Source organism: Bradyrhizobium sp. WSM2793, assembly GCF_000379585.1.
Lineage (GTDB): Bacteria > Pseudomonadota > Alphaproteobacteria > Rhizobiales > Xanthobacteraceae > Bradyrhizobium.
This window is the reverse complement of sequence record NZ_KB902768.1, coordinates 499151-523634: the sequence shown is the minus strand read 5'-3', so window position 1 is coordinate 523634 and position 24484 is coordinate 499151. Positions and strand designations below refer to the sequence as shown.

Here is a 24484-nt window from a genome sequence, read left to right as displayed (position 1 = left end):
CCGTTTCGTAGGAAGACCATCATGTCCCGGCCACGCATTCTCGTCATCAATCCGAACTCCAACCCTGCAGTCACGCAAGGGCTGGAGGAGGCCTTGAGGCCGCTCGGTTTCGAGGGTGGGCCGGAACTGGTCTGCCAGTCGCTGGCAGAGGGTCCGTTCGGCATTGAGAGCCAGGCCGACGTCGACGGCGTCGCGATGCCGCTGCGACGGCTGGTGGAAAGCGACAACAGCTCTTCGGCCTTCGTCATCGCCTGCTATAGCGATCCCGGCCTTCAGGTCTGCCGCGAAGGCACGGAACGGCCGGTATTCGGCATTGCCGAGTGCGGCGTGCTGACCGCGCTGGCCCGCGCCGAAACGTTCGGCGTCATCGCCATCGCGCAGCGCTCGATCCCGCGCCACATGCGCTATCTCAGGCAGATGGGATTGACCGATCGCCTCGCCGGCGAGCGGCCGCTCAACATGAGCGTCGCGGAGACCGCCTCGGGCGACGGAACACTGGCGAAGATGATCGAAATCGGCCGTGCGCTGCGCGACCAGGACGGCGCCCGCGCCATCGTGATGGGCTGCGCCGGCATGGCGCGCCATCGCCGCCCGCTCGAAGACGCGCTGGGCATTCCCGTGATCGACCCGACACAGGCGGCGGTCACGATGGCGCTGGGCACGGTGCAGTTCTCGGCTCACTAGGCGTCCTTCAGCTCATTGGCGTCCTGCCGCGCACGCCATTGCGCGTGGCTCTCGCGCGTCAGCGAAAAAACATCCCGTTGGGTCGTGTAGAGATTGCCGAACATGCGGCCGATCGGCCGGTAAGCGTCGAGATCGACATACATGTTGGCCTCGTCGACCAGGCCCTCACGGGCGTGAATCCTGAGCACCTCGCCAACCAGCAGTTCCCGGTCGGGCGAAAAGGTCAGCACGACGTGGCGCCGGCATTCGAGCGCGAAGGGTGCAGCGGCGAGGCGCGGCACTTTCACATCGACGGAGGGAAGCGTCGCAAGCCCGGTCGCCGCGACCTCGCTGTCGCCCGAAGGGAAATCGACCGCGCAATCGTTCATCGCGACCGACAGCGCCTCGTCCACCATGTGCACGACGAACTCGCCGCCGCGATGGATGTTGCGGGTGGTATCCTTCGGCGAGTGATCCGGCTTGTGCTGAAGACCGAGCACGACCAGCGCGGGGCTCTCGGAGAACACATTGAAGAAGCTGAACGGGGCCGCATTGACCGCCCCGTTCTCGTCCAATGTCGTCACCAGCGCGATCGGCCGCGGCACGATTACGCCGCAGAGCAGCTTGTAGCGATCGCGCGGATCAAGCTCGCGCAAGGAAATGCCATTATCCGACATCGGCGTCATTTCTCCGGCGGCGGCACCGCGCCGGTTTGGCTGGTGATCAGGCCGTAATGCTCGATCCGGCGATGCTGCGCGAAATTGAAGATCGTGGTCTTGCCGAAATTTGTGGCATCGAGATCGCAGGGATGGAGCAGGAGCTCATCGTCCTCCGTCCTGGCTTCAGTAACGATCTCGCCGTTGGGATCGACGATCAGGCTGCCGCCGAACAGCGGGTGGCCATCCTCATTGCCGGCCTTGGCCACCGCGACCACCCAGGTCGAATTCTGATAGGCGCCGGCCTGCACGGAAAGGCGGTTGTGAAACAGGCGCTTCTCGACGCCCTCCTCGCTTCGCTCCGCGTTGACGGAGGGCGTGTTGTAGCCGATCAGCACCATCTCGACTCCCTGCAGGCCCATCACGCGATAAGTCTCCGGCCAGCGCCGATCGTTGCATATGGCCATGCCGATGATGCCACCCAGCTCACGCCAGACGTTGAAGCCGAGATCGCCCGGCTCGAAATAGCGTTTCTCCAGATGCTGGTGCGAGCGCTTGGTGTCGTACTCCACATGGCCCGGCAGATGAACCTTGCGATATTTGCCGACGATCTTGCCGGACTTGTCGGTCAGGATCGCCGTGTTGAAGTGATGGCCGTCCGGTGTCAGCTCCGCATAGCCGAAGTTCATCGCCATCTGGTGCTGCGCTGCGCGCTCGAATAGCGTCTTCGTCGCCGCGTTCGGCATCTCACGCTCGAACCAGATGTCGAACTCGGCGCGGTCCTCCGCGTACCAGCGCGGAAAGAATGTCGTCAGCGCCAGTTCCGGATAGACGATCAAATCGGCGCCCTTGCTCTTGGCTTCGTCCATCAGCGCGATCATGCGCTTGACCACGACCTCGCGACTGTCGGCCTTCTGGATCGGACCCATCTGGGCGGCGGCAACATTGACGATACGCATCAGCGATTTCCCGGTGATCTCTTGGAGGAAGTGAAAGCTTCAACGAATTGCCGGCGCATGCAGCATAACGCGGCATCGCCGAAGGTTTCCAGCCGGATGGGCCGGACAGTTTTTGTGGCGTGATTGGCGCTCATCGGTGCTCCTCGTCGGCAACATCGAGGCCATGATCGAGCGCGTCCAGAAGCTGGTCGGCCTCGTGCTCCGAAATGACGAGCGGCGGTGCCAGGAACAGCGAAACCTGCTCGCCGCTGGTTCCGATCACCGCGCCGGCTTCCAGCGCCCGCGTCGCGACGCGCGAGGCGATCGGCACTTCCGTGGTGTCGGCGTGCCAGGAGCGCCAGTCCGGTCCGTGCAGCTCCACCGTCCAGTGCAACCCCTGCCCCGCCACGCGCTGGACGCTGGGATGTTTCTGCGCGATCGCGAGCAGGCGGCGGCTGAACAGCTCTTCGAGGCTCTTCACATGCTCGAGAATCTTCTCTTCGCTGATGACCTTCAGGTAAGCGCTGACGGCGGCCATGCTGATCGGGTGGCCCCGCAAGGTGCCGTAATTCTGCCAGCTCGTGCCATTCAACCGCTCGACGATCTCTTTCGACACCACGACCGCCGCCACTGCGGCCGCGCCGCCGCCGAGTGACTTTCCGAGCGTCACGATATCGGGGCGACTTTCGGCGCCCTGAAACGCGAACCAGCGCCCGGCGCGGCCCGCGCCGGTGACGACCTCGTCGGCGATCCAGTATGAGCCCGCTTGTCGCGCGCAGCGCGCCACCTCGTCCTGATAGGCGCCGTCGTAATAGATGCCGCCCTGGGTGTAGTCGATGATCGTCGCGGCGGTATCCGACAGCAGACGCGTGGCGTCGGCCAGATACTCGCGCGGCGGCTTGTTGCTGGCCGGCCCGCCGTAGATCGCGCCATCCGGCGCCGGCAGGATTCGCACCGGCGCCATCGGCGCCGGCAGCCTGGAGCCGCCGGAGTGCACCGCAAGGCCGCCATGCCATTGCGGCTGCACGGTCATGCTGCGCGACAGGCCCGTGATGCCGTGATAGGCACGCTCGCGCGTCGCCAGCGCCGAGCGCTGCGTCAAGGCCTGGCAGAGCGACAGCGCCATGTCGTTGGCCTCGCTGCCGCTGATGCAGAAGCGCACCGCGCCGACCCATTCCTCTTCGCCGCCGAACGCCGTCGCCATCAGATCGTCGGCGGCCTGCTCGCGGCCGACCCAGGTCCAGCCCTCGTTGACCACGGGCGTATCCGCCGCGCGGCGGACCGCCTCCACCATCGCGGGATGACGGTGACCGAGACCGCCGCCGGTGTTGCTGCCGTCGATGAGCTTGCGGCCGTCCGCAAGATGAAAATAGACGCCCTCGCCGCCGACCACGGCCATAGGCGCGCTGTCGCCCGCGTTCAGCCCGGTTCGCAACAATTTGCTCATCGCAATCCCTTCACTCCGCAGCTTCAGCGCCGTAGCCGCCGCCGCCGCAAGTCTCGACGGTGACGAGATCGCCGTGCTGCAGCACGAGGTTGGATTTGCCGTCGATCGCGACGTTTGCGCCCTGCCTGACAAGCGAGATGCGACAGGCCTTGCCGGGTTCACCGCCCTGCATGCCGAACGGGGGAATCACCATGCGCTCGATGCAGGTGGTCAGATGCATCGACGGAGCCAGAATGCGGTAAGCACGCACGACTCCATCGCCGCCGCGGTGGACGCCGGCGCCGCCGGATTGCCGGCGGATGGCCTGCTGCTCGAGGCGGATCGCGTAGTTCGCCTCGATCACCTCGACCGGCGTGTTCGAGGTGTTGGACAGATGCACCCGGGTGGCCGAGATGCCGGCCCGGTCATGGCGCGCGCCTTCGCCGCCGCCGTGGACCTCGTAGAGCATCTTCCAGGAACCGTCCTGCCGCGGCTGCGCAAAGAACAGGACGCCCGCAGTGGTGGCGCCGCCCGCCGACAATCGCTCCGGAATGGTGTCTTGCATGGCGCGGAAGATCGCATCGACGATGCGCATCGACGTCTCGTGGTTGCCGGCGGCGACGGAGGCCGACCAACCCGGCTCCAGGATCGAGCCCGGGCGGGTGATAATGGTCAGGGGGCGCAGCGCGCCGGCATTCTGCTGCATGTCGCGCCCGCTCATGATGCGGGCGGCATAGGCGACCGCCGAACGCGCCATGAACGGCGTCGTGTTGCAGAAATTCGAGACGCGGTCACAGCTCCCCGAAAGGTCGAAGGTCGCCTCGTCGCCGGCAATGGTAATCTTGACGTGGATACGCGCGGGCGCGTCGTTCGCGCTGCCGTCGTCCAGATGGTCCTCGCCTTCGTAGATCCCGTCAGGCAAGGCGCGCAACGCCTCGCGCATCTCGATTTCGGAGAGATCGTGCAGGCGCGACTGCGTCGCGGTGAACACCGCCTTGCCGTGCTCGCGGCAGAGATCGACGATGCGCCGTTCGCCGGCTTTGGTTGCCGCGATCTGCGCGAGAAGATCACCCTCGCAGGATTCGGCGTCGCGGACGTTGGCCTTGAGCAGCTGGACGATCGGCGCGTTGACGCCGGCTGCGGTCGCGATAAGCACCGGCGGGATACGCATCGCCTCCTGGAACGTGTCGATGGCTTTTGCAAAATAGCTGCCGGGCCAGGTGCCGCCGATATCCGGCCAGTGCGCGAGGCTGACCGCGAACGCCACGATCTCGCCATCGACAAAGACGGGGCGGACGACCTTGACGTCGTTGAGATGATTGCCGCCGAGCGCGCCGACATTGTAGATCACGACGTCGCCGTCGTTCAGGCTGTCGCGCGGCACCACCTTCAGCAGTTCGGGGACCGTGTAAGCCATCGCGCCTAGGTGGATAGGGATGTCGCGGCCCTGCCCGACCAGGCCGCCACGACCGTCCGTGATCGCAGATGACAAATCGCCGGCCTCGCGCAGCAGCGGCGAGCGGGCCGAGCGCGTCATCACCAGGCTCATCTCCTCGGCCGCCGCGGAGAGCCCGTGCCTGATGACTTCGACGACGAACGGATCGAGCTTCATGTTGCCCTCCGCGTCAGGAGCAGATTGCCTGAAACGTCCGGCCTCGCCTGCCAGCCCGGCGGCACCACCACGGTGGACCAGGCGTCTTCGATGATGGCCGGGCCGCGAACGGTGTCGGCCAGCGAGGCACGGTCGATGATCCCTGTCGCGATGTCGTGGAAGCCATCGAACGAACAGAGGCGCGTACCTGACGACAGCGCCCTCGCCGCCGTCGCCGGCCGGCTCACCACCGTTGTCGACGGCCGGCGCGCCTGCACCCGCACGGATTCGATGACGCAGGGCTCGCTCGTCGCATAGCCGAAGAGTTCGTGATGCCGCGCCAGAAAATTGCTCTTGAGGCTGATCACGTCAAGCGGCAGTGCGAGCGGGACTGGAATGGCGTCATTCTGCGCCGCGTAACGCATCAGCGCCACCAGCTCGATTTCGATCTCCGCCTGCGCGACACCGTTGGCGATCAGCGGCGCCGACGCATCGTCGATGAGCGCCCCAATGCGCTCCGATACACGTACGAGATCGATGCCGTCGAGACCGGCGCGCAAGGTTTGCTGCTGCAGGAAGCTGAAATCGGCGGTGAGACAGCCCAGCGCCGAGAACGCGCTCGATGCGCTGGGCACGACGACCTGCGCAATCCCGTAGAGATCGGCAAGCCCCGCGGCATGCATGGGGCCACCACCGCCGAAGGCGAGCAGCGTACAGTCGCGCCCGTCGATGCCGCGCTCGACCGTGACGCGGCGCAGCGCGCGGGCCATCGTCGCGTTGGCGACCTTGATGATGCCGAGCGCCGTTTCGGTCAGGCTCAGCCCCAACGCCCGCGCGATCGGCTCGATGACGCGCCTGGCCGCCTGGACGTCGATGTCGATCCGGTCGCCGAGTTTGGTTTCGGGATTGAGATAGCCAAGCACGGCGTTGGCGTCGGTGATGGTTGGCTCGGTGCCGCCGCGGCCGTAGCAGGCCGGACCCGGCTCGGAGCCGGCACTCTCCGGCCCGACGGTCAGGCCACCCGGGCCGCTGCGCACGATCGATCCGCCGCCCGCCCCGATGGAGTGAACCGCGAGCATAGGCTGGCGCAGCGGCTTGTCGCCGAGCATGCGGCCGTCGGTCATCTCGGCCTGGCCGTCGACGATCAGGCACACGTCCGTCGTGGTGCCGCCCATGTCGAAGGTGAGCATGCGCGGCGTGCCGAGCTGGCGCGCGATGCTGACCGACGCCGAGACGCCGGCGGCCGGGCCCGACATCGCCATCACAAGCGGGCGACGCTTCACCGCGGAGATCGGGATCATCGCGCCGGCGGAATGAAACACCTGCAACCCCGGCCCGATCGGCAGCCGCTGCTCCAGCTCGCTCAGATATTCCACCGCAATCGGCATCGCGGCCGCGTTGAACACGGTCGCCGAAGTCCGCTCATATTCGCGTGCCTCGGGATTGACCTCGTGCGACAGCGAGACATGGGCGACGACGTCCTTGAGGCGCTCGCCGAGCATTTTTTCGTGCACCGGATTGGCATAGGCGTGAAGCAGAGCCACCGCGACGCTCTGAACGCCGGCTTCCTTCAGCCAGGCCACCAGGCGCTCGATCTCCGCTTGCCCCAGCGGCTTCAGCACGTGTCCCTCGTGATCGAGGCGCTCGGCGAGCCCGAAGCAGCGCTCAGGCGGCACGAGCGGCGGCGATTTCGGCGGAATGTCGAGACGGTAGAGATCGCGGCGGCGATAACGCGCAATCTCGAGCACATCGGCAAAGCCCTCGGTCGCAACCAGCGCCACCTTCGGCAGCCGGCCCTCGACGATAGCGTTGGTCACGCGCGTGGTGCCGTGGACGAAGCGCTTGACCTCGCTCTTGCGCAGGCCCACCGCCTCGATCGCTTCCAGCATCGCCTGAACCGGAGCGTCGGGGCGCGACGGCACCTTTGCGATCCGCGCCTCCGAGGAATCGCGCCGGATCGCGATGATATCGGTGAAGGTGCCGCCGATATCGGTGCCGACCTCCCAGTGATTTTCGGAGGAGCTCATGTGCGGGAGCAGCGACGGATGAGGTCCGAACCGGACGCCGGGCTGTTACCGTCCATCGCGACATCCAATGCCCAACCGAGAGCGCTCATCATGCATCCCTTGTCTTGCCATTGTCCGCGAGTGTGCGACAGAGCGGTCAGGTCGGGATAGAGCCAGAGTTGTCGCAAACCACCGGGCCGGCGCCGCGAGCCGCAAATTCGGTTGCACGTTTTGGTGCAGCTCTGCCCGCGCGGAGAGCATGCAGATGTCGACTGCTGAACACCAGCAGAGTGCATCGCACCACGGATTTTTCGGCGCAAACCGTCACGTCCGTTGCAGTGCAATCGCAACGTCAAAGATCATCTGTCTAATTTGCAGGCGATCGGACGCGAGGTTTGTATCCTATGAGCTATGCACGGCAGGCGGCACAGCCTTTCTTTATTGTACGGTCAGTAAGCGAGGATATCGTCTCGCAAGCAGCGCCGCGATCCGGTGGGACGAGCTCGTTAGAAACCATCGAGATTCGAACGTCCTGCGTTGAAAGTCGCGATCGCGGGCCAGATATTGCCTGAACCCGCCAGCCATGTTCGGATCGACCATCGCCTGCCATGCCCTTCTTCCGGCTCAACGACGACCATATGAACCCCGATGATCTCGGGGATTTCGATCCTGAAACCGTGCCGCGCGCCGTTGCCGCTTTCGGGGGCCAGATGGTCACCAAGGGCATGGAGCTGGCCATGCACGAGCATCGCAAGGACGAGCTCGTCCTGACCATGCGCGGCCTCGTCAGGCTGGAGGCCGGACACGGCGTCTGGATCGTCCCGCCGCGCTGTGCGGTGTGGATTCCCGGGCATGTTCCGCACAGCGTCAGCGTCGCCGGCGACGTCGAGATGCATTGCCTGTTCGTCGAACCGGAGGCGGTACCGGCGCTGCCGCGGCAATGCTGCGCGCTGACGATCTCGCCCTTGCTCGAGCGTTTGCTGGTGCATGCCACCCACATGCCGGTGATGTACGATCTCGACGGCGCCGACGGCAGGATCGCCGCGGTGTTGCTCGACCAGCTGTCGCTGGCTCCCGCCGAAGAGCTGCGCTTCCCGATGCCGGCCGATGCCAGGCTGCGCCGGATCGCCAGCGCGATGATGACTGATCCTTCCGATCGCGCGACGATCGAGGATTGGAGCCGGCGCATGGCCGTCGCTCCGCGCACCCTCACCCGCATCCTGCAACGCGAGACCGGCATGAGCTTCGGCCGCTGGCGCCAGCAGCTCCACATCCTGATCGCGCTTCAGCGCCTCGACCAGGGCGCATCGGTCCAGGCGGTGGCGCTGGATCTCGGCTATGAGGGAGCCAGCGCCTTCGTCACCATGTTCCGCAAGGCGCTGGGCAAGCCGCCGGCGCGATATCTGGCCGAACGCCGCATCGGCGCACACTGACCGGAATTCGCAATCGATTGTCCCGTTCGCGGAATGCGGTCTGAGGGACCATTTCGTATCCAGGCTCCGAAGCGCCCGGCGGGCGCACTAAGGAGCCGACCGACATGGATTCACTCAGCAAGGGCGTCGTCGCCGACGTCCTCCTTCGTCTTCACCAGGAAGCGGAGGTCGCCGACGGGCAACTGATGCAAACCTTCGCGAACGAAGCGAACAGCCGCGATGAGATCATCAGCAAGACCATCGCCGCCGAGAGCCGTGATCTGAACGAAGTCTATCGTGGACTTGCGGACAATTTCCTGAGCGTCTCTCCGCGGTTCGGACGCTTCCTCTACATGTGCGTCCGTGCCTGCAAGGCACAGCGCATCGTCGAGTTCGGCTCCTCGATGGGGATTTCCGCGATCTACATGGCGGCGGGCCTGCGCGACATCGGTGGCGGCCGCCTGATCGGGACCGATCTCGAACCCGGCAAGATCGAGCGGGCGCAAGCGAACCTTGCCGCCGCGGGGCTCGCCGACCTCGTCGAGTTCAGACACGGCGATGCGCGCCAAACGCTCAGCTTCGGCCTCGGCGGCGAGGTCGACATGGTGATGCTCGATGGCGCTTTCACTCTCTATCTTCCCATTCTCAGGCTGCTGGAGCCGCACCTGAAGCGCGGTGCGCTCATCGTTGGCGAGAACGCGCTCGAGGAAGCCTCGGGCTATATCGACTACGTGCGCGATCCCGAGAACGGTTACCTCTCACTATCGCTGCCGTTCGAGCCGGGACGCGGCAACGAATTCACGATCAAGACCCGATGATCGGCGCGGCGGTGAACTCTGTGATGGAGCCAGACTTGAACGAGCCCGCTCACGAGCCACAGACGTCCGAGCCATCGCGGGCACCGCAGGGACGGTTCACGCGGATGTTGCTGCGATGGCTGATGCGTCCTGCACACGTTACCGGCGTTGAGACACTCTCACAGCGTTTCCGGCTCGTCGAGCTCGAAGGCGAAGCGCTGGAGAACGTCGCCTGGACGGCCGGCGAGAAGATCCAGGTCGCGATGGGCTCGGGCCTGAGCGCGCGCACCTATACGCCGATGTCGTGGGACGCCGGCAACGGCAGAACGCGGCTCCTCGCCTTTGCACATGGCGATGGCCCCGGCAGCCGCTGGGTCAGCGGCTTGCACGCGGGCGATGCCTGCCAGTTCTTTGGTCCACGCCGCTCGTTCGACGTCGCGGACCTCGGAGCGCCCATCGTTCTGTTCGGCGATGAAACCTCGTTCGGCCTTGCGGCCGCGTTGCGCGCCAGCCTGCAGGCTGGCGGCGCGCTCCATCTGTTCGAGGCCACCGATATCGCAGAGTCGAGACTGGTGCTGGACTCCATCGGCCTCGGCCAGGCCAGATTAATCGCACGCAGTGCCGATGACACCCATCTTGCAACTGCAGAATCCGAGCTGCTGCGCCTTGCCGCAAACGGCGCACAGTTCGTCCTGACCGGCAAGGCACCCTCGATCCAGCGCGTCGGCCGCACCCTGAAGGCCGCCGGCGTCGCATCATCGCGGATCAGGGCGAAAGCCTATTGGGCACCGGGCAAGACCGGTTTGGATTAGAGAGAGCCGATGGAACCGCCGGCCCTCGGTCAGAACCTACGGGTCGGTCGGGGCCGCAGACGCCGCCAGCCAATCGCGATCCCGGTGACGGAGAACACCAGTCCCAACGCACAGAGTCCGACGATGATGGTATCGCGCAGACGCGGGTGCGCCACCAGAAGGGGAAAATCGAGCGTGTGGAGCGCGCTGTAGAGCCAGCGATAGGCCCGCCGCGATGAATCCAGCCTTTGCAGCACACTGCCGTCGGCACCGTCGATATCGAACCAGAGGTCGCCGCAGCGCGAACGGTAGACGGGCGCACCGGCAATAGCCGATTGCGCGGGGTAGTCGTCGTTGACAGCAAGAACGGACGCGGCGCCGCAGCCGGCAGCAAGGTGCGCCACGAGACTCTGGATCTCATGCACGTCCAGAAATTCCGTTGGTCCGTCGCGGGACGCGTCCCCTGCCTTGATCAAGACCTGATGGTCAAGGCTCATCCGATCGCGGCGATAGACGTTGCCGTTGAAGGCAAACCATTCGATCTCCCGAGCCGAGGGCGATATCGGCTGCCGATCGAGCCCTGAGGCAGCCGCCCAATCAGGCGGCGCGTTCATCACGCCGGATTCGGCCAAGGTCAATTGTCCGCGCGAGAACAGCCGGCCGTGATCCATCGAGAGCCAGCCGCTGAGACTCCATGTCAGCACGAACATTGTTGCCGCGAGGCCAATGACGTGGTGCAACGCGTGCCAGCCACGATAGGGCGAGGACATCCGGCGCCCTCGCAGCTTCACCCGAGCGATCCCGAGCACAGCGCCAAGCATCGCCGCGATCAGGGCCAGCAATGACAGTGTCCAGACGACGCGATCCCACAGCGACCAGTTGCTTCTCAGGACCGTCGGATAAATCCAGTGCAGCACACTGCCGGCCCAATTCCAGCCCCGCTCGCGCCGCGTCGTATCCAGGACGATCTCGCCGGTGGGCGAGGAGACATAGACTTCCGTCCCGGCAGCATCGCCGAGCGCCACGCGAAACAGCGGCCGGTGGCGATCGAAGCCGTTCGGAACGCTCCACTGATCATAGTCCGAACGGGCAACGACCGCGGCCTGCACGGCATCGAGCCCGCGATTGCGCGCGTGCTCCCGCGCGATGGCAAGCGCGGTATCGGCCATTGCGACCGACGCATCCGCTCCGTCGGAGGCACGGACCGCGCGCACGCGCGATGATCCCGACACGATGTAGACCGCTGCATCGCTCCGCTGGATCAGCCGAACGCGCACGGCGTCCACGACCCCGCTCACAGCGACCGCCGCCGCAACCGGGATCCTCGCCGCTTCGCGATCCACCGGCGCCAGGCCGGCAAACCGTTCCGCTTCCGTCAGCGACGGAAACGGCACGAAGTGCATCACGATCCCCGTCGCGAACCACATCGCGAACAGCAGGCAGAACGCGATCCCGAGCCAGCGATGCGTAAGGACGATCGCGCCCATCATGCGTTCATGATCCTACCATTTGAACGCGGCCGAGAGCTCGTAGGTCCTGGGCGCGCCGAGCAGGATCTGGTCGGGATAGAACGGATCGCCCCAGATCGCATAGCGCTTATCGGTGATGTTGCGGACGCGGAAGGTCAGGCGTGCCTGGTCGACCGCGCTGAACACCGTCTTGGGGATATCGACGAAGGCGTAGACGTCGGCGACGGTATACGCCTTCATCGTCACGACATTGGCATCGGTGTTGTAGCGGTCGCCGACATGGCGGCCAGTGATGCCGAGCTCTACCGGCCAGGGCGTGAAGAAGCGCCAGGACGCGCCAGCATTCGCCACAATGCGCGGCACGTTCGGCGGCGTATTGCCGGAGAACGAGCCGCCGGCGAAATTGTAGTCGGCATAGCGGGCATCGACATAGGCGATGTTGCCCCACAGGCGCAGCGGATCGATCGGACGAACCGAAGCGGCAAGCTCGACGCCCTTCGATTCCTGGCGCCCGGCGATGTTGAGCGCCATGCCGCCCGCCGCTGCATAGACGTTCTTGCGCACGATGTCGTAGGCCGAGAACGACCACTCCGCCCTGTTGTCCCAGAACAGGTGCTTGACGCCGGTCTCGTAGGTACGCGAGGTCGTCAGATCGAGCGGCTGGGTCGGCAACAGCAGGAAGCTGGTGTTCGCGGCGACGTCGGCGCCGGTTGCGTACTGGCTGAAGAAGGTCAGGCCGGGCACGGCCTCCCAGGTGTAACCGATGCGGCCCGTCACCGGCGCCCAGTCTTTCGTGAACGGAAAGCCGGCTCTCACAAGCCCGGCGGAATCGGTCGAATTGCGGTCGAGCCCGATATGCTCGACGCGCAGGCCGCCGATCAGCGCGAAGGTCCGCGTCAGCTTCAGCCGGTCCTCGAACGACAGCGCCTCGTTGTCGATCCGCGCGGTCTGCTGCTGCGTCGTCAGCAGGCCGTAAAAGCCGCGGTTCGGATCGACCAGCGAGACATAATCGTTCGGGAAGTTTGCCGCGCCCGGCCTGACGAAATCGAGATAGCTCGACGACAGCGTCGTGACCAGCCGATTGTCGAAACCGGCGATATCAGCGTCCCAGATCAAATCGGTGATGTTGCCGACGAGGCGCTGGCTGTGCGCGACATAGAAGCGCTCGCGATACACCTGGTTGTTGGTGGAATCGAACGCCTCGATCTCGTTGTTGAACCAGGTACGCTCCGCGCCGTAGCCATAGGCTTGACTCTTCAGCGTCAGGTCCGGCGCCAGCTTCAGCTCGAAGCCGCCGCGCAGCCACACCTCCTGCGCGACGTTGCGGTTGTCGAGGACGTTGTAGTTGGTGTTGAAGGTGCGGTCGTCGATCGTGACCGCGCCCAGGTCGGTCCTGTTGAAGTAGTTGCCGGAGACGATCCCCGACGTCGCATGCGAGCCGCTGAAGGCGATAGGCACCAGCGGCGCGCCCCAATAGGCTTTCGAGCGGTCCTCGCGATATTCGATCGCGCCCCAGATCTTGAGACTGTCGGAGATGCGGTAATTGAGCTGGCCGGACACATCGAGCATCTTGGTATTGGTGTCGTCGGCAAAGCCGTTGAGTGCGGAACGGCTGATGTCGAAGCGATAGTCGAGGCCTTGGACGTTGGTGCTGCCGCCCGAGCCGTAATGCGCGCGGAACGAATTCAGCGAATCCCAGGAGAAATCAGCTTCGTTCCGGATCGGTCCCGTATGCGGCTGCTTGGTCACAAAATTGATCGCGCCGCCGGCGGCGCCTTCACCCGAGATCAGCGAGGCCGGGCCCTTCAGGAATTCCACGGCTTCCAGATTGGCGGTGTCCATGATCCGCGAGGTCATGTTCTGCGGGCCGATCTTGATGCCGTTGTAGAGCGTGTTGATCTGGCTGTTGGTGAAGCCGCGCATCGAGAAGGCGGAAGGTTCGGCCGGATTATCGCCGGCGGTGACGCCGACCGCGCCCTGGGCCACGTCGGACACAGTGCGATAGCCCTGCTCGCGCATGGTCTCGGCGGAGATCACCTCGACGGTCGCGGGCGTCTGTCGCACCGTCAGGCCGAGCCGCGAAGCGCTTTCGGCCACGGCGTTGCTGTTGAGCGGCGTCGGGGGTGCCGTAGCCGGCACGACGGGTTTCGGCATCGCTGCCGCGGCCGCCGGCCTGCGCGCTGCTGCCCTGCGCGTGCTCTGCGCCTCCCGGCCGGCAGGCTTGGCCTGCTGGCGGGATTGGGCCGGCGATACTTCGACGGGCGGCAGAGGTTCGCGGGCCTGCTGCGCCAGCGCAGTGGGCTGATCGAGAGCGGCAAGGGATGTGAGCGCGGCGGATGCGAGCAGGAATTTTCGCGGTCGTACGATACGGATGGAAGACACGGTTTTCGGACCTCGGTATGACGTCAGTGGCACGTCACAGCGAACGAGGTCTCATCTTTTGGCCCTTCAGCCGTCCGATGAAGCCGAATGTCTGTACTCCCCGACCGACATCTTCGCGTGTGACCACGGCTGACGGCAGGTCTCCTGGCTCGCGGGTCATCACCACTTCGTCGCCTTCCCGGGACCGAGGACCCAGTGGCTTCTGACGAAGGATTATCCGCTCACAGTTGCGGGGGCAGCCACGGCGTTGGGGACAATGTCCCCGCACCGTATTCCCTTTTCATCCCCTCTCGGGGAAACCGTCGCTAGCATCTAGGATTACCATCACAACAGAGTCAATGTGCCAGTTGCGGCGTTATGGCCACAACGACCAACTTCCTTGGAGATGAGCATGGAAGGCGAGACTTTCCTCTGGTTGATACGGCACGCGCCCGTCGCGAGCGTCACAGGCACCATCCATGCCGTCGACGCGCCGGCCGATCTCAGCGATCGCGTGCAACTGGACGCCGTGCGACGGCGCCTGCCGAGGGATGCCGCCAGCTACGCAAGCCCGTCGCGGCGCACGGTCGAGACGGCACGCGCGCTGGGACTCGAACCGAAGCTGGTCAGTGAATTCCGCGAGCAGGATTTTGGTGACTGGACCGGCCATCGCCATGACCAACTCGAGGCGACCCGCGGCGAGGCTTACGCGCAGTTCTGGAGCGATCCGGCTGGCGGACGGCCGCCGGGCGGCGAGAGCTTTGCGGATCAGGTCGCGCGTGTCCGGCTGGGCCTGTCGCGGATCGCAGCCGGATCGGCCACGCTCGTCGTGCATTCCGGCACCATCCGCGCCGCGCTCTGCATCGCGCTGGATCTGACGCCGCAGGCCGCCTTGCGCTTCGTGGTCGATCCGCTGTCGCTGACCCGGATCGATCGCCTTGCGGCCGGCTGGCGCGTCGTCTCCGTCAATCAGCCGATCAGTTAGGTCTGTCAGGCACATTGGCCTGCGCGAACGTCGCCATGCCGTTGTGAAGGCTACAGGCGAGCCGCACCAGCGGCAGCGCGATGGCGGCACCCGATCCCTCGCCGAGCCTGAGATCGAGGCTGATCAACGGCTGCACGTTCAGCGCGCGCAACACCAGCCGATGCCCCTGCTCCGCCGATTGATGCGACGGCAGTAGGAACGGCCGGCACGACGGATTGAGCCGTACTGCTGCGAGCGCCGCCACCGATACGATGAAGCCATCGATCAATACGGGAATACGGCGCTGCGCCGCCGCAATGATCGCACCTGAGATCGCCGCGATCTCCAGGCCGCCGACGGCACACAGGATTTTTTCGGGCGAGGCGCCGCCAACGCCGTGACGCGCGATCGCCGCGTCGATCACGCGGGCCTTATGTGCGCGGCCGGCCGCATCGACGCCGGTGCCGCTGCCCGCGATCTCTTCGGCGCTGATGCCGAGCAGGCCCGCCGCGATCGCCGCCGACGTGGTGGTGTTGCCGATCCCCATCTCGCCGAAGATCAAGAGATCGGGCTGATTGGCTTGCGCGCGCGCAACCGCGCGCTGGCCGGCCTCGAACGCATACGCCAGCTCGGCGGGTGCGAGCGCGGCTTCGACGCTGAAATCGCGCGTGCCATGGCGCGGCTTGTCGGAGATGACACCCGCCATCGCCTCTGTTGCCAGCGTGCCGGCGTCGACCACCTCCAGGCTCGAGCCAAGCTCGCGCGCCAGCACCGAGATCGCGGCGCCGCCGGAGGCAAAGTTCGCCATCATCGCGATGGTCACGGCTTGCGGATAGGCCGAGACGCCCTGCGCGACGATGCCGTGGTCGCCGGCGAAGACGATGATCGGCACCCGTGCGGCACGCGGCTGTTCGGTCGCCTGCAGGCCCGCAAGCTCGATCGCGAGCTGCTCCAGCCGGCCAAGTGCACCGGTCGGCTTTGTCAGTTGCGCCTGCCGTGCGATCGCCGCCTCGCGATGCACGGCGGAGACATCGGGGCAATTTCGGGTGACCCATTCGGGGAGCATGCTGCCTCGCTTACGGCCTGCGCTTGAGAATGTAGCTGTCCATGATCCAGCCATGCCGCTCGCGCGCTTCCTGCCGCGCCGCGACGATGCGCGGGCCAACCTCGGCGAGCACGCCGGACATGACGATCTGATCGGGCATGCCGAGATAGGCGCCCCAATAGATTTGAATCCCGGCTGGATCAAGCGACTGGAATGCCGTGCCGCCGTCGAGCATTACAACAACGGTATCCACCCCTGCCGGCCAGCCGCCTTCGCGCAAACGCCGCCCCGTCGTGACCAGAAAGGGCTCGCCTATATCGTTGAGCGGCAGCGCATGCGCCGCGCACAGCGCCTGGATCGAGGTGATGCCGGGCACGACCTCGATGTCAGGCAGGGGATTGAGCCGCCGCGCAATGCGCAGCGAGGAGTCGTAGAGCGAAGGATCGCCCCAGATCAGCAGCGCAACCTTGCCCTCGCCTTCGAGATGGTTCGCAATCGCTTTCGACCAAGTCGCGGCAACCGCATCGTGCCAATCGTCCACGCCCTTACGGTATTCCGCCTCACCTGCGTCGCGCACGGGAAGGTCGAATTCGGCGATGGCTGTCTTGTCGCTGGTAAGCACATCCGCGCAGATCGTCCGCCTGAGATCGGCGAGATCGGACTTCGCCGTTCCCTTGCGCGGGATCAGGACGAGATCGGCGGCGTTGATCGCTCGGACAGCGGCGCGCGTCAGCTGGTCGGGATCGCCGCAACCGATGCCTATCAGGGAAAGCGTGAGCATCGCGAACGCGACGGGCGGCCTTGCTGGCCGCCCGTTCGCTTGTCTCTCAGGCCGGGTTATGCAGGCGCGGGGTGACGAGACCGGGCGCGGTGACGCCGCGCAGCGACTTCGCCAGTGCCAGTACCGCGAGATCGGCGAGCGGCTCGATCACGATGACCAGCGCATAGGACGCCGCGAACGTCGCGATGTTGGCGAGGTTGCTCATCGCAAAGCCCGAGCCATAGAGCGCCCAGAACGCCACCCAGGCGATCACGCCGGCCTGGTAGGTCGTCGAGAGCGCCAACGCCTGCCGATACTTCAAATCGACATAGGCGGTGTTCCGCGAGATGATCCGTGTGGCGATCGCCTGGATCGCGAACAGCGGCACCAGCAGCGTCGTGACGTTCATGCCGTATTGCGGGATGTCGACCGGCTCGAAGAATACGCCCTGGAGCAGCAGGCCGAATGCGAGGCCGAAGGCCGCGGGCGCTGCGCCGAACAGCAGGAACAGTGTCGAGCCGAGAATGAAGTGCACCTCGGAGACGCCGACCGGGAAGTGCGGCAGTATCTCGAAGAAGATGAACACAAGGACTGTGGTGGCGAGCGTCCGCGCTGCGAACGACGTGATGCCCTGCTCACGCACGGTCTCCACCGCAAGCTTCAGCGCAACGCCGCCTGCGGCGATGCCGGTTGCGTAACTCAACACGAGCTTGGCGCCCGTCACGACCCCGGGTTCGATATGCATGGCTCAATTCCTTCCTGCCGTCACACCCGACGGCCTTGGCCTCAAAACGTGCAGGGCCGGTCTCCTGGCTCGCGGTTCCCCGGGATTTCCGGCCTTCCCGGACCTTGCGGCCCAGTGGCTGATCGGAGTCCCTCACCGCTTACAGTCGCGGGGGCGGCCGGGGTTTTGGGCGACGCAACTGGGTCCGCCCACCCCCATTCCCGATTATGCTCCGGCGCTTTGCGCCGCGTCGAGCACCATGCCTCTCTTGTGTGCCCCTTTCGCTGAGCCTGCGTCAAGGGGCGAACGGCGGCCAAGGCTGTCATGACGGATAATCCCCCGCCAGCGCCCCAAACAGGATCACGGCGGCCGTCGAGGCGGCGCCGCCGCGCGCAAGCTGCTCGGCAAGCTCGGCGATGGTGGTGCGGACCAGCCGTTCGTCCGGGCGGCCGAGGGATTCGGCGAACAGCGCGGGGGTATCCGCAGCGAGGCCGTGCGCGACCAACTTTGCGACAAGCGCGGGGAAGGTGCGCCGGCCCATATAGACCACGGTCGTCGCCTCAGGATCGGCCAGGGCCGCCCAATTCAGATTCGGCGGCAACTCGCCGGTGACATCAGCGCCGGTGACGAATTGCACCCGGCGCGAGGTGTGGCGCCGGGTCAGGGGGATGCCGGCTTGCGCCGCGGCAACGCAGGCCGAGGTGACGCCGGGAACGATCTCGTAGCCGATGCCGGCCTCACGCAGCGTCTCCAGCTCCTCCTCGAGCCGGCCGAAAATGCCGGCATCGCCCGACTTGAGCCGAACCACGCGCACACCTGTTGCGGCATAGTCGACCAGCAGGCGGTTGACGTGGTGCTGCTTGGTCGAGGGACGCCCTGCCCGTTTCCCCACCGCGACGAGATTGGCGCCGGGCCGGGCGAGATCAAGGATCGCGCCGGAGGCGAGATCGTCATAGAGCACGACGTCGGCCTCGCGCAGCCGCGCGGCGCCCTTGAGCGTGAGAAGCTCGGGGTCGCCGGGTCCGGCGGAGATGAAGGAGACGAATCCGCTCACCGGTCCTCCGCGATCAGATGAAAGAACGTGCCGGTGGCGTGGCCGCGCTGCGAGCCGGTCTCGGCAATGACCGCGCCGGTTGCATCGTGCACGACTGCCAACGGCGTATCAGGCTGGGCAAGAATGGTCGAATAGTGGAACTCATGGCCGCGCAGACGTGCACTGGGGCGATGTCCCGGCATCGGCGCGGCCAGCGTCGCGAGACGATAACCGAGATGCATGCGACGTTTGGCAAAGCTGGTCTCGAGGCCAAGCAGGCCTGTCATCTCATGGCGAACACCGTCCGCATCGGTCAAAGCGGTTCCCAGCACCATATAGCCTCCGCATTCGCCGTGCACCGGTCGCGTTTCGGCGAAGGCGCGCAGGCCGCTGCGAAAACGCGCATTGGCCGCGATCTTGCCGGCATGCAGCTCGGGATAACCGCCGGGCAGCCAGCACACATCGGCGCTCGCGTCGGGCGCTTCATCGGAGAGCGGCGAGAATGTCGAGATCTCCGCGCCCGCCCCGCGCCAGGCTTCCAGCATGTGCGGATAGACGAAAGAGAACGCCGCATCGCGCGCGAGCGCGATGCGCTGGCCCGGCGGCGTCACGTTCAGCCCATTCGCGGCGGGTTGTGGTGTCCAGGACGCAGCCGATCGCAGCACCGCATCGAGATCGACATGCTCGGCAACGAAGCGCGCGGCCTCGTCGATCAGCTTGCCGATCTCGGCCTGCTCCTCGGCCTGCACCAGGCCGAGATGCCGCTTCGGCAGGCTGATCTCGGCATGGCGCGGCAGCGCGCCGAACACGGCAATGCCCGCGTCGTTGAGCGCACGCCGCACGAGGTCTTCGTGGCGCGGGCTGGCAACGCGGTTGAGCACGACACCGGCGAGCCGTACGCCGGGGCGATAATCACGAAGACCCGCGGCGATCGCCGCCGCGGTCTGCGCTTGTCCGGAAGGATCGATCACCAGCACCACCGGCCAGCCCAGCATCTCCGCAATGTCGGCGGTGGCACCGGTGCCGGAAACACCGGGCGCGGCGACGCCGTCGAACAGGCCCATCGATCCCTCGGCAAGCACGACATCGGCGTCCGCGCCGCGGCTGACGAGATGCGAGATCGCCCCGCGATCCATCGCCCAGCTATCGACGTTGACGGAAGCGCGCCCCGTGGCGGCGGCGTGGAAGGCGGGATCGATGTAATCGGGACCGCTCTTGAAGCACTGCACGTTCAAGCCGCGATGGCGCCAGGCGCGCGCGAGCGCCAGCGTCAGCGTGGTCTTGCCGACGCCGGAGGCCGGTGCGGAGATGACGAGGCCTGCCCCCATCACGAGCCCTCCGGAAAACGCGGCTCGGCGCCGACCGGCCGATAGCGGCGATCGTAATCGGCGGCGTAAAGGCGGCTCTCGTCGAAATCCGCAGCGCCGAGCGTCTTGCCGACCAGAATGATCGCGGTGCGCTCCATCTCGGTGCCGATGGCAGCATCGAGCGTAGCCAGCGTGGCGCGGATGATGCGCTGATCCGGCCAGCTCGCGCGCCAGACGATGGCGATCGGGCAATCCGCGCCATAATGCGGCGCGAGCTCGGCGACGACCTTGTCGAGCAGATGGATCGACAGATGGATCGCAAGCACTGCACCGGTCGCGGCGAAGGCTGCCAACTTCTCGCGCTCGGGCATCGCGCTGGCGCGGCCCGGCGTGCGCGTCAGCACGACTGTCTGGGCAAGGCCCGGCAGCGTCAGCTCGACCTCGAGCGCTGCCGCTGCGGCCGAGAAGGACGGCACACCAGGCGTCACAGTGAACGGAATGCCAAGTGCGCGCAGGCGGCGGAGCTGCTCGCCCATCGCCGACCAGATCGAGAGATCGCCCGAATGCAGGCGAGCAACGTCCTTGCCCGCCGCATGCGCGGCAGCGATCTCGGCAATGATCTCGTCGAGCGACAGCGGCGCGGTATTGACGATGCGCGCGCCGGGCGGGCAATGCGCCAGCACGCCCTCGGGGACCAGCGAGCCGGCATAGAGGCAGACCGGACAGACCGCGATCAGGTCGCGCCCCCGCAACGTCAGCAGATCAGGCGCGCCCGGCCCTGCGCCAATGAAATGCACCGTCATGCGCCGTCTCCTTCCGCGATCGCGGCCGTCGCCGTGCGATCCTGCGAGACAACGCGTGTCGAAATCAGCCGTGCACGAGGCCCGGCCGCAGCGAGCGCCGCGGCTTCGGCGACCGATCCAGTGCCGAACTTCTCCATCACGAGATTGGACTGGGTCGGCGTGGCGATGCCGGCCAACATATCGGCTGGAACAGCCTTGATCGGCACACCGCACTCACGCGCGAGCTCCTGCAGCGGCTCAGCATCAGCCTTGTCGCTAACGGTTGCAATCGCCATAAGACCTTCGGGATCACCCGCCGCCAGCAGTGCTTCGCGCAGCGAAGCGAGACTGACATCTCTCCTGAACCCAAACCCGGCCACCTTCATCGGACCGTACTCCACTGCACCACCGGCCGTGCCGTCTCCCAGGAGCGGTAACGGCCGAGCGGGCCAGCATAAGCGATGTCGACCCGCATCAGCTCGCCGCCGTGGCGCTGGTGCAGATCGCCGAGCAACGCTTCCGTCTCCAATGTGACTGAATGTGCAACCAGCCGCGTGCCCGGCGCAAGCCGCGACCAGATCGCATCGAACATCGCGCTATCGAGGCCGCCGCCGATGAAGACCGCATCCGGTGCTTCCAGGGCAGCAACAGCCTCGGGCGCCCTCCCTTTGACGACGGTGATCCGGTGCGAAAGTCCAAACGCCGCTGCATTGCTGCGGATGTTTGCGGCGCGTTCCTCGCGCGCCTCGATCGCAGTCGCCGTCCCGCCGCACAGCGCCCACTCGACCGAGATCGACCCCGAGCCGGCGCCGATATCCCACAGTCGCTCGCCCGGACGCGGCGCCAGCGCCGAGAGCGCGAGCGCGCGCACTGGCCGCTTGGTGATCTGGCCGTCATGGACGAACAGATCGTCCGAAAGTCCCGAGCTGCGGGGAATGCCTTGCGTGCCCCTCGCCTCAACGGCGACTGCGACCAGGTTTCCAGCGGGATCACCGGCGAAACCGTCGGCGCGATGTTCTTGGATGCTTTCGCGCGGACCACCGAGTGCGGCGAGCGTCCAGAAGGCCGAGGCGCCCCATCCGCGCTCGCTCAACCATTTTGCGAGATCGCTTGCCGCTTTCCCATCGCGCACGAGGCAGATGATGCGCGCTCCTCGCACCAGATGCGGAACGAGACGTTCGAACGGTGCGGCGTGAAGCCCCAGGCAGACGGTGGATTCGAGCCGCCAGCCCAGCCGCGCGGCCGCAAGCGAGAAGGTCGACGGTGCCGAATGCGCGATCCACTCGCCGGCCTGCAGCTTCTCGGCGAGAGCTGCACCGGCGCCATGCCAGAACGGATCACCGGAGGCGAGCACCGCCGTCGGCCTGCCGCGGCTGCTCAGAACGATATCGGCGTCGAACGGCACCGGCCACGGACGGCCGCGGCTGCCGACGCCGGCAAGCGCGAGATGCCGTTCACCACCGAAGACGGTTTCGGCCTCATTGAGCGCCTTTCGGCTTGCCTCCGACAGCCCGGCAAGGCCATCTTCGCCGATACCGATGATGGTCAGCCAGGGATCAGCCAAGGAATCAGCCATGAGGCGCGCCCTCATTCTGGGCGGAACTGCCGATGCGAGCTTGCTCGCCGCGGCGATCGCGCGCGCAGGCATCGAGGCCGTCTACTCCTATGGCGGTCGCACCCGCGCGCCTGCCGATCAGCCGCTGCCGACCCGCATCGGCGGCTTCGGCGGCGTTAGCGGACTGGCCGATTACATCCGCCGCGAAGGCATCACGCACGTGATCGACGCGACGCATCCGTTCGCTGCCGAGATGAGCCGCAATGCGGTCGAAGCGTGCGCGGAAACCGCCACACCGCTGATTGCGCTGGAGCGCCCGCGTTGGACGAAAGCGCCCGGCGACAACTGGATCGAAGTCACGGACGTCAGCGCCGCGGTCGCCGCGCTGCCCGAGGCGCCCGCAAAAGTGTTCCTCGCCATCGGACGCCAGCATATCGCGCCGTTTGCGAACAAGCCGCAGCATACCTATACGCTGCGGTTCGTCGATCCGCCGGAGGCTCCCCCGCCCTTCGTCGCCGACGTGATCGTGTCGCGCGGGCCGTTCACATTCGACAGTGAGCTTGATCTGTTGCGTAGGCGCGGCATCGGCTGGATCGTCGCCCGCAATTCCGGCGGCGACGGCGCGCGCGCCAAGATCGACGCGGCCCGCATGCTCGGCCTGCCCGTGATGATGATATCGCGGCCGGAGCTGCCCGAGCGGTTGCGGGTCGAGAGCGTGGCCGAGATCATGCAGTGGCTCGGTCATTCTACCCGCCTCGGCGCATAGACCCAGCGGCCGACCCGGCGCGTCTGCGAATTTCCCACGATCACCAGCGTCCGCATGTCGGCCATCTCGGGCCGAGCTTCGTTCAGCGTGACAGTTTCGATGCTCTCGTCAGAAGCGCTGATCGCGCGTGCAAAAATCACGAGGCGCTCGCCGCAGCCTGCGTGCTTCAGCACCGCAAGCGCGCGGCCGAATCCTTCCGGCCGGCTTGCCGAGCGCGGATTATACATCGCAATCGAAAAATCGGCTTCGGCGGCGAGCCGCAGGCGCTTCTCGATGACTGCCCACGGCTTGAGATTGTCGGAGAGATTGATCGCGCAGAAATCATGGCCGAGCGGCGCGCCGGCGCGTGCGGCCGCCGCCAGCATTGCCGTGATGCCAGGCAGCACGCGAATCGAAAGATCCCGCCATTGCGGCGCCTGTTCGAGCGCCTCGAACACGGCCGAGGCCATCGCGAAGACGCCGGGATCGCCGGAGGAGACGACGACGACCTGCCCGCCTTTGGCGGCAAGCCGCAGCGCTTCGCTCGCACGCTGCAGCTCCTCGCGGTTATCCGAGGGATGCAGCTTAAGCCCAGCACGCGGCGGCACGCGCGCGACATAGGGCGCGTAACCCAGAATGTCGGTTGCGGCCGCCAGCGCGGCCGTGACCTCGGGCGTCACCAGCGCATCGCTGCCCGGCCCGAGGCCCGCGATGGTCAACGTGCCCGTCATTCGGCGGCGTCCAGGTGCCGGCCCTTGCCGTGCACAAGCACGATCGCGAAATAGGGACAGTCGGCGCCATCGACCTCGGCGAGCCGCACCACGCGCTCGCCCGGCATGGTGCCGCGCTCGACCAGCCAGGCATCGTCCAGCCGGCCGGCAGAGCTGAGCGCACGGCGCACCTTTGCGAGATTGCGGCCGGTCTTCATGACGACGAGCGCATCGGAATCGCGCATACGCCTCTCGAGCTCGTCTTCAGCCAGCGTCCCCATCAGCACCGTCGTCACGTCATCGCCGAGCGCGATCGGCTGTCCGACACCATTCCAGCAGCCGACCATGCCGGGAATGCCGGCGATCACCTCGATCTCGACGCGGCCCTGCAGGCGCGTGTGCAGATGCATGAAGGAGCCGTAGAAGTAAGGGTCACCCTCGCAGAGCACGACGACGTCGACCGCGCGCGCAAGCCGCGCCAGACGCTCGGCCCACTCGTCGTAGAAGCCGGCGAGCAGCTGCACGTACTCGGCGCTGTCGAAGGCGATCTCCGTCGTAACGGGATATTCCATGGGATATTCGGTGACATCGGTCGCCAACATGCCTTCGACGATGCGCCGCGCCTGGCCCGGCCGGCCCTTCTTGCGGAAATAGGCGACGTGCTGCGCGGCGCGCACGGTGCGATCGGCGCGCACGCTCATCAGATCAGGATCGCCGGGGCCGAGACCGCAGCAGATGATGCGTCCCAT

At 66.3% G+C, this 24484-nt stretch carries 23 protein-coding genes and 2 riboswitches; of the genes, 6 read left to right on the top strand and 17 right to left on the bottom strand.

Translation table 11 applies throughout. The features are described 5' to 3' along the window. The first annotated feature begins 21 nt into the window (after positions 1–21). The gene (locus A3AS_RS0102260) at positions 22–684 is read left to right on the top strand and encodes an aspartate/glutamate racemase family protein (RefSeq protein WP_018315984.1); all 663 of its coding nucleotides are present in this window, start codon (positions 22–24) and stop codon (positions 682–684) included. Here A3AS_RS0102260 and A3AS_RS0102255 read toward each other — a convergent pair. The 5 genes from A3AS_RS0102255 to A3AS_RS0102235 form a co-directional block, all read right to left on the bottom strand. Beyond that, entirely contained in the window at positions 681–1349 is a 669-nt protein-coding gene (locus A3AS_RS0102255) for a flavin reductase family protein (protein ID WP_018315983.1), read from the bottom strand. The genes A3AS_RS0102260 and A3AS_RS0102255 overlap by 4 nt on opposite strands. Then, positions 1346–2278: an N-carbamoyl-D-amino-acid hydrolase gene (locus A3AS_RS0102250; RefSeq protein ID WP_018315982.1), complete on the bottom strand. Its 933-nt coding sequence runs from the start codon at positions 2276–2278 to the stop codon at positions 1346–1348. The genes A3AS_RS0102255 and A3AS_RS0102250 overlap by 4 nt, the downstream gene beginning before the upstream one ends. Positions 2279–2408: 130 nt before the next feature. Continuing rightward, positions 2409–3704 carry an aspartate aminotransferase family protein gene (locus tag A3AS_RS0102245; RefSeq protein ID WP_018315981.1) on the bottom strand — a complete coding sequence of 432 codons (1296 nt, stop codon included), beginning with the start codon at positions 3702–3704 and terminating at the stop codon, positions 2409–2411. Positions 3705–3714: 10 nt separating this feature from the next. Next, a complete protein-coding gene (locus tag A3AS_RS0102240; protein WP_018315980.1) occupies positions 3715–5295 on the bottom strand; it encodes a hydantoinase B/oxoprolinase family protein in 1581 nt (526 codons plus the stop codon). Then, the gene (locus A3AS_RS0102235) at positions 5292–7301 is read right to left on the bottom strand and encodes a hydantoinase/oxoprolinase family protein (protein ID WP_018315979.1); all 2010 of its coding nucleotides are present in this window, start codon (positions 7299–7301) and stop codon (positions 5292–5294) included. Before A3AS_RS0102235 ends, A3AS_RS0102240 begins: the two co-directional genes overlap by 4 nt. Before the next feature lie 617 nt (positions 7302–7918). Between A3AS_RS0102235 and A3AS_RS0102230 the strand changes: the two genes are divergently transcribed. From A3AS_RS0102230 to A3AS_RS0102220, 3 genes are all read left to right on the top strand, one after another. Beyond that, positions 7919–8713: a helix-turn-helix domain-containing protein gene (locus A3AS_RS0102230; RefSeq protein ID WP_245283127.1), complete on the top strand. Its 795-nt coding sequence runs from the start codon at positions 7919–7921 to the stop codon at positions 8711–8713. 104 nt (positions 8714–8817) lie between these two features. Beyond that, entirely contained in the window at positions 8818–9510 is a 693-nt protein-coding gene (locus A3AS_RS0102225; RefSeq protein WP_018315977.1) for an O-methyltransferase, read from the top strand. Continuing rightward, positions 9507–10301, top strand: coding sequence for a siderophore-interacting protein (locus tag A3AS_RS0102220; protein WP_245283126.1), 795 nt, complete (start codon positions 9507–9509; stop codon positions 10299–10301). The genes A3AS_RS0102225 and A3AS_RS0102220 overlap by 4 nt, the downstream gene beginning before the upstream one ends. Before the next feature lie 29 nt (positions 10302–10330). On the opposite strand, the gene A3AS_RS0102215 is transcribed toward A3AS_RS0102220, so the two are convergent. Further along, complete coding sequence (locus tag A3AS_RS0102215) at positions 10331–11770, bottom strand: PepSY domain-containing protein (RefSeq protein ID WP_018315975.1); 1440 nt, start codon at positions 11768–11770, stop codon at positions 10331–10333. Between the two features lie 12 nt (positions 11771–11782). Beyond that, positions 11783–14131, bottom strand: coding sequence for a TonB-dependent siderophore receptor (locus A3AS_RS48125; protein WP_018315974.1), 2349 nt, complete (start codon positions 14129–14131; stop codon positions 11783–11785). 116 nt (positions 14132–14247) lie between these two features. Continuing rightward, a riboswitch (cobalamin riboswitch) is annotated at positions 14248–14450 on the bottom strand. A gap of 72 nt (positions 14451–14522) precedes the next feature. On the opposite strand from A3AS_RS48125, the gene A3AS_RS0102205 reads away from it, so the two are divergent. Then, positions 14523–15095: a histidine phosphatase family protein gene (locus tag A3AS_RS0102205; RefSeq protein ID WP_018315973.1), complete on the top strand. Its 573-nt coding sequence runs from the start codon at positions 14523–14525 to the stop codon at positions 15093–15095. Here A3AS_RS0102205 and cobT read toward each other — a convergent pair. The 8 genes from cobT to A3AS_RS0102165 form a co-directional block, all read right to left on the bottom strand. After that, entirely contained in the window at positions 15088–16140 is a 1053-nt protein-coding gene (gene cobT, locus A3AS_RS0102200; protein ID WP_018315972.1) for a nicotinate-nucleotide--dimethylbenzimidazole phosphoribosyltransferase, read from the bottom strand. The genes A3AS_RS0102205 and cobT overlap by 8 nt on opposite strands. Before the next feature lie 10 nt (positions 16141–16150). Further along, positions 16151–16900 (bottom strand): precorrin-6A synthase (deacetylating), encoded by a 750-nt coding sequence (gene cobF / locus A3AS_RS0102195; RefSeq protein WP_018315971.1) that lies wholly within the window; start codon positions 16898–16900, stop codon positions 16151–16153. A gap of 46 nt (positions 16901–16946) precedes the next feature. Next, a complete protein-coding gene (locus A3AS_RS0102190; protein WP_018315970.1) occupies positions 16947–17624 on the bottom strand; it encodes an energy-coupling factor ABC transporter permease in 678 nt (225 codons plus the stop codon). A gap of 36 nt (positions 17625–17660) precedes the next feature. Then, positions 17661–17880: riboswitch (cobalamin riboswitch) on the bottom strand. Between the two features lie 45 nt (positions 17881–17925). After that, positions 17926–18657 carry a uroporphyrinogen-III C-methyltransferase gene (gene cobA, locus A3AS_RS0102185; RefSeq protein WP_018315969.1) on the bottom strand — a complete coding sequence of 244 codons (732 nt, stop codon included), beginning with the start codon at positions 18655–18657 and terminating at the stop codon, positions 17926–17928. Continuing rightward, a complete protein-coding gene (locus A3AS_RS0102180) occupies positions 18654–19964 on the bottom strand; it encodes a cobyrinate a,c-diamide synthase (protein WP_018315968.1) in 1311 nt (436 codons plus the stop codon). The genes cobA and A3AS_RS0102180 overlap by 4 nt, the downstream gene beginning before the upstream one ends. Continuing rightward, positions 19964–20746, bottom strand: coding sequence for a precorrin-4 C(11)-methyltransferase (gene cobM / locus A3AS_RS0102175; RefSeq protein WP_018315967.1), 783 nt, complete (start codon positions 20744–20746; stop codon positions 19964–19966). Before cobM ends, A3AS_RS0102180 begins: the two co-directional genes overlap by 1 nt. Continuing rightward, positions 20743–21111, bottom strand: coding sequence for a cobalamin biosynthesis protein (locus tag A3AS_RS0102170; protein ID WP_018315966.1), 369 nt, complete (start codon positions 21109–21111; stop codon positions 20743–20745). The genes cobM and A3AS_RS0102170 overlap by 4 nt, the downstream gene beginning before the upstream one ends. Next, positions 21108–22289, bottom strand: coding sequence for a bifunctional cobalt-precorrin-7 (C(5))-methyltransferase/cobalt-precorrin-6B (C(15))-methyltransferase (locus A3AS_RS0102165; protein WP_020508598.1), 1182 nt, complete (start codon positions 22287–22289; stop codon positions 21108–21110). The genes A3AS_RS0102170 and A3AS_RS0102165 overlap by 4 nt, the downstream gene beginning before the upstream one ends. 10 nt (positions 22290–22299) lie before the next feature. On the opposite strand from A3AS_RS0102165, the gene A3AS_RS0102160 reads away from it, so the two are divergent. Further along, complete coding sequence (locus tag A3AS_RS0102160; RefSeq protein WP_018315964.1) at positions 22300–23046, top strand: cobalt-precorrin-6A reductase; 747 nt, start codon at positions 22300–22302, stop codon at positions 23044–23046. Here A3AS_RS0102160 and cobJ read toward each other — a convergent pair. Together cobJ and A3AS_RS0102150 are read right to left on the bottom strand one after the other, a co-directional pair. After that, entirely contained in the window at positions 23022–23756 is a 735-nt protein-coding gene (gene cobJ, locus A3AS_RS0102155; RefSeq protein ID WP_018315963.1) for a precorrin-3B C(17)-methyltransferase, read from the bottom strand. The genes A3AS_RS0102160 and cobJ overlap by 25 nt on opposite strands. Continuing rightward, positions 23753–24484, bottom strand: coding sequence for a precorrin-2 C(20)-methyltransferase (locus A3AS_RS0102150; RefSeq protein ID WP_018315962.1), 732 nt, complete (start codon positions 24482–24484; stop codon positions 23753–23755). Before A3AS_RS0102150 ends, cobJ begins: the two co-directional genes overlap by 4 nt.

What these genes read in the sequence shown, in the direction of transcription:
- A3AS_RS0102170 (WP_018315966.1), bottom strand. Translation starts at nt 21,111, where the DNA reads ATGAAGGTGGCCGGGTTTGGGTTCAGGAGAGATGTCAGTCTCGCTTCG.
- A3AS_RS0102230 (WP_245283127.1), top strand. Translation starts at nt 7,919, where the DNA reads ATGAACCCCGATGATCTCGGGGATTTCGATCCTGAAACCGTGCCGCGC.
- A3AS_RS0102260 (WP_018315984.1), top strand. Translation starts at nt 22, where the DNA reads ATGTCCCGGCCACGCATTCTCGTCATCAATCCGAACTCCAACCCTGCA.
- A3AS_RS0102220 (WP_245283126.1), top strand. Translation starts at nt 9,507, where the DNA reads ATGATCGGCGCGGCGGTGAACTCTGTGATGGAGCCAGACTTGAACGAG.
- A3AS_RS0102150 (WP_018315962.1), bottom strand. Translation starts at nt 24,484, where the DNA reads ATGGGACGCATCATCTGCTGCGGTCTCGGCCCCGGCGATCCTGATCTG.
- A3AS_RS0102245 (WP_018315981.1), bottom strand. Translation starts at nt 3,704, where the DNA reads ATGAGCAAATTGTTGCGAACCGGGCTGAACGCGGGCGACAGCGCGCCT.
- A3AS_RS0102160 (WP_018315964.1), top strand. Translation starts at nt 22,300, where the DNA reads ATGAGGCGCGCCCTCATTCTGGGCGGAACTGCCGATGCGAGCTTGCTC.
- cobM (WP_018315967.1), bottom strand. Translation starts at nt 20,746, where the DNA reads ATGACGGTGCATTTCATTGGCGCAGGGCCGGGCGCGCCTGATCTGCTG.
- A3AS_RS0102225 (WP_018315977.1), top strand. Translation starts at nt 8,818, where the DNA reads ATGGATTCACTCAGCAAGGGCGTCGTCGCCGACGTCCTCCTTCGTCTT.
- A3AS_RS0102205 (WP_018315973.1), top strand. Translation starts at nt 14,523, where the DNA reads ATGGAAGGCGAGACTTTCCTCTGGTTGATACGGCACGCGCCCGTCGCG.
- A3AS_RS0102215 (WP_018315975.1), bottom strand. Translation starts at nt 11,770, where the DNA reads ATGATGGGCGCGATCGTCCTTACGCATCGCTGGCTCGGGATCGCGTTC.
- A3AS_RS0102255 (WP_018315983.1), bottom strand. Translation starts at nt 1,349, where the DNA reads ATGACGCCGATGTCGGATAATGGCATTTCCTTGCGCGAGCTTGATCCG.
- cobF (WP_018315971.1), bottom strand. Translation starts at nt 16,900, where the DNA reads ATGCTCACGCTTTCCCTGATAGGCATCGGTTGCGGCGATCCCGACCAG.
- A3AS_RS0102190 (WP_018315970.1), bottom strand. Translation starts at nt 17,624, where the DNA reads ATGCATATCGAACCCGGGGTCGTGACGGGCGCCAAGCTCGTGTTGAGT.
- A3AS_RS0102235 (WP_018315979.1), bottom strand. Translation starts at nt 7,301, where the DNA reads ATGAGCTCCTCCGAAAATCACTGGGAGGTCGGCACCGATATCGGCGGC.
- cobT (WP_018315972.1), bottom strand. Translation starts at nt 16,140, where the DNA reads ATGCTCCCCGAATGGGTCACCCGAAATTGCCCCGATGTCTCCGCCGTG.
- A3AS_RS0102240 (WP_018315980.1), bottom strand. Translation starts at nt 5,295, where the DNA reads ATGAAGCTCGATCCGTTCGTCGTCGAAGTCATCAGGCACGGGCTCTCC.
- A3AS_RS0102250 (WP_018315982.1), bottom strand. Translation starts at nt 2,278, where the DNA reads ATGCGTATCGTCAATGTTGCCGCCGCCCAGATGGGTCCGATCCAGAAG.
- cobJ (WP_018315963.1), bottom strand. Translation starts at nt 23,756, where the DNA reads ATGACGGGCACGTTGACCATCGCGGGCCTCGGGCCGGGCAGCGATGCG.
- A3AS_RS0102180 (WP_018315968.1), bottom strand. Translation starts at nt 19,964, where the DNA reads ATGGGGGCAGGCCTCGTCATCTCCGCACCGGCCTCCGGCGTCGGCAAG.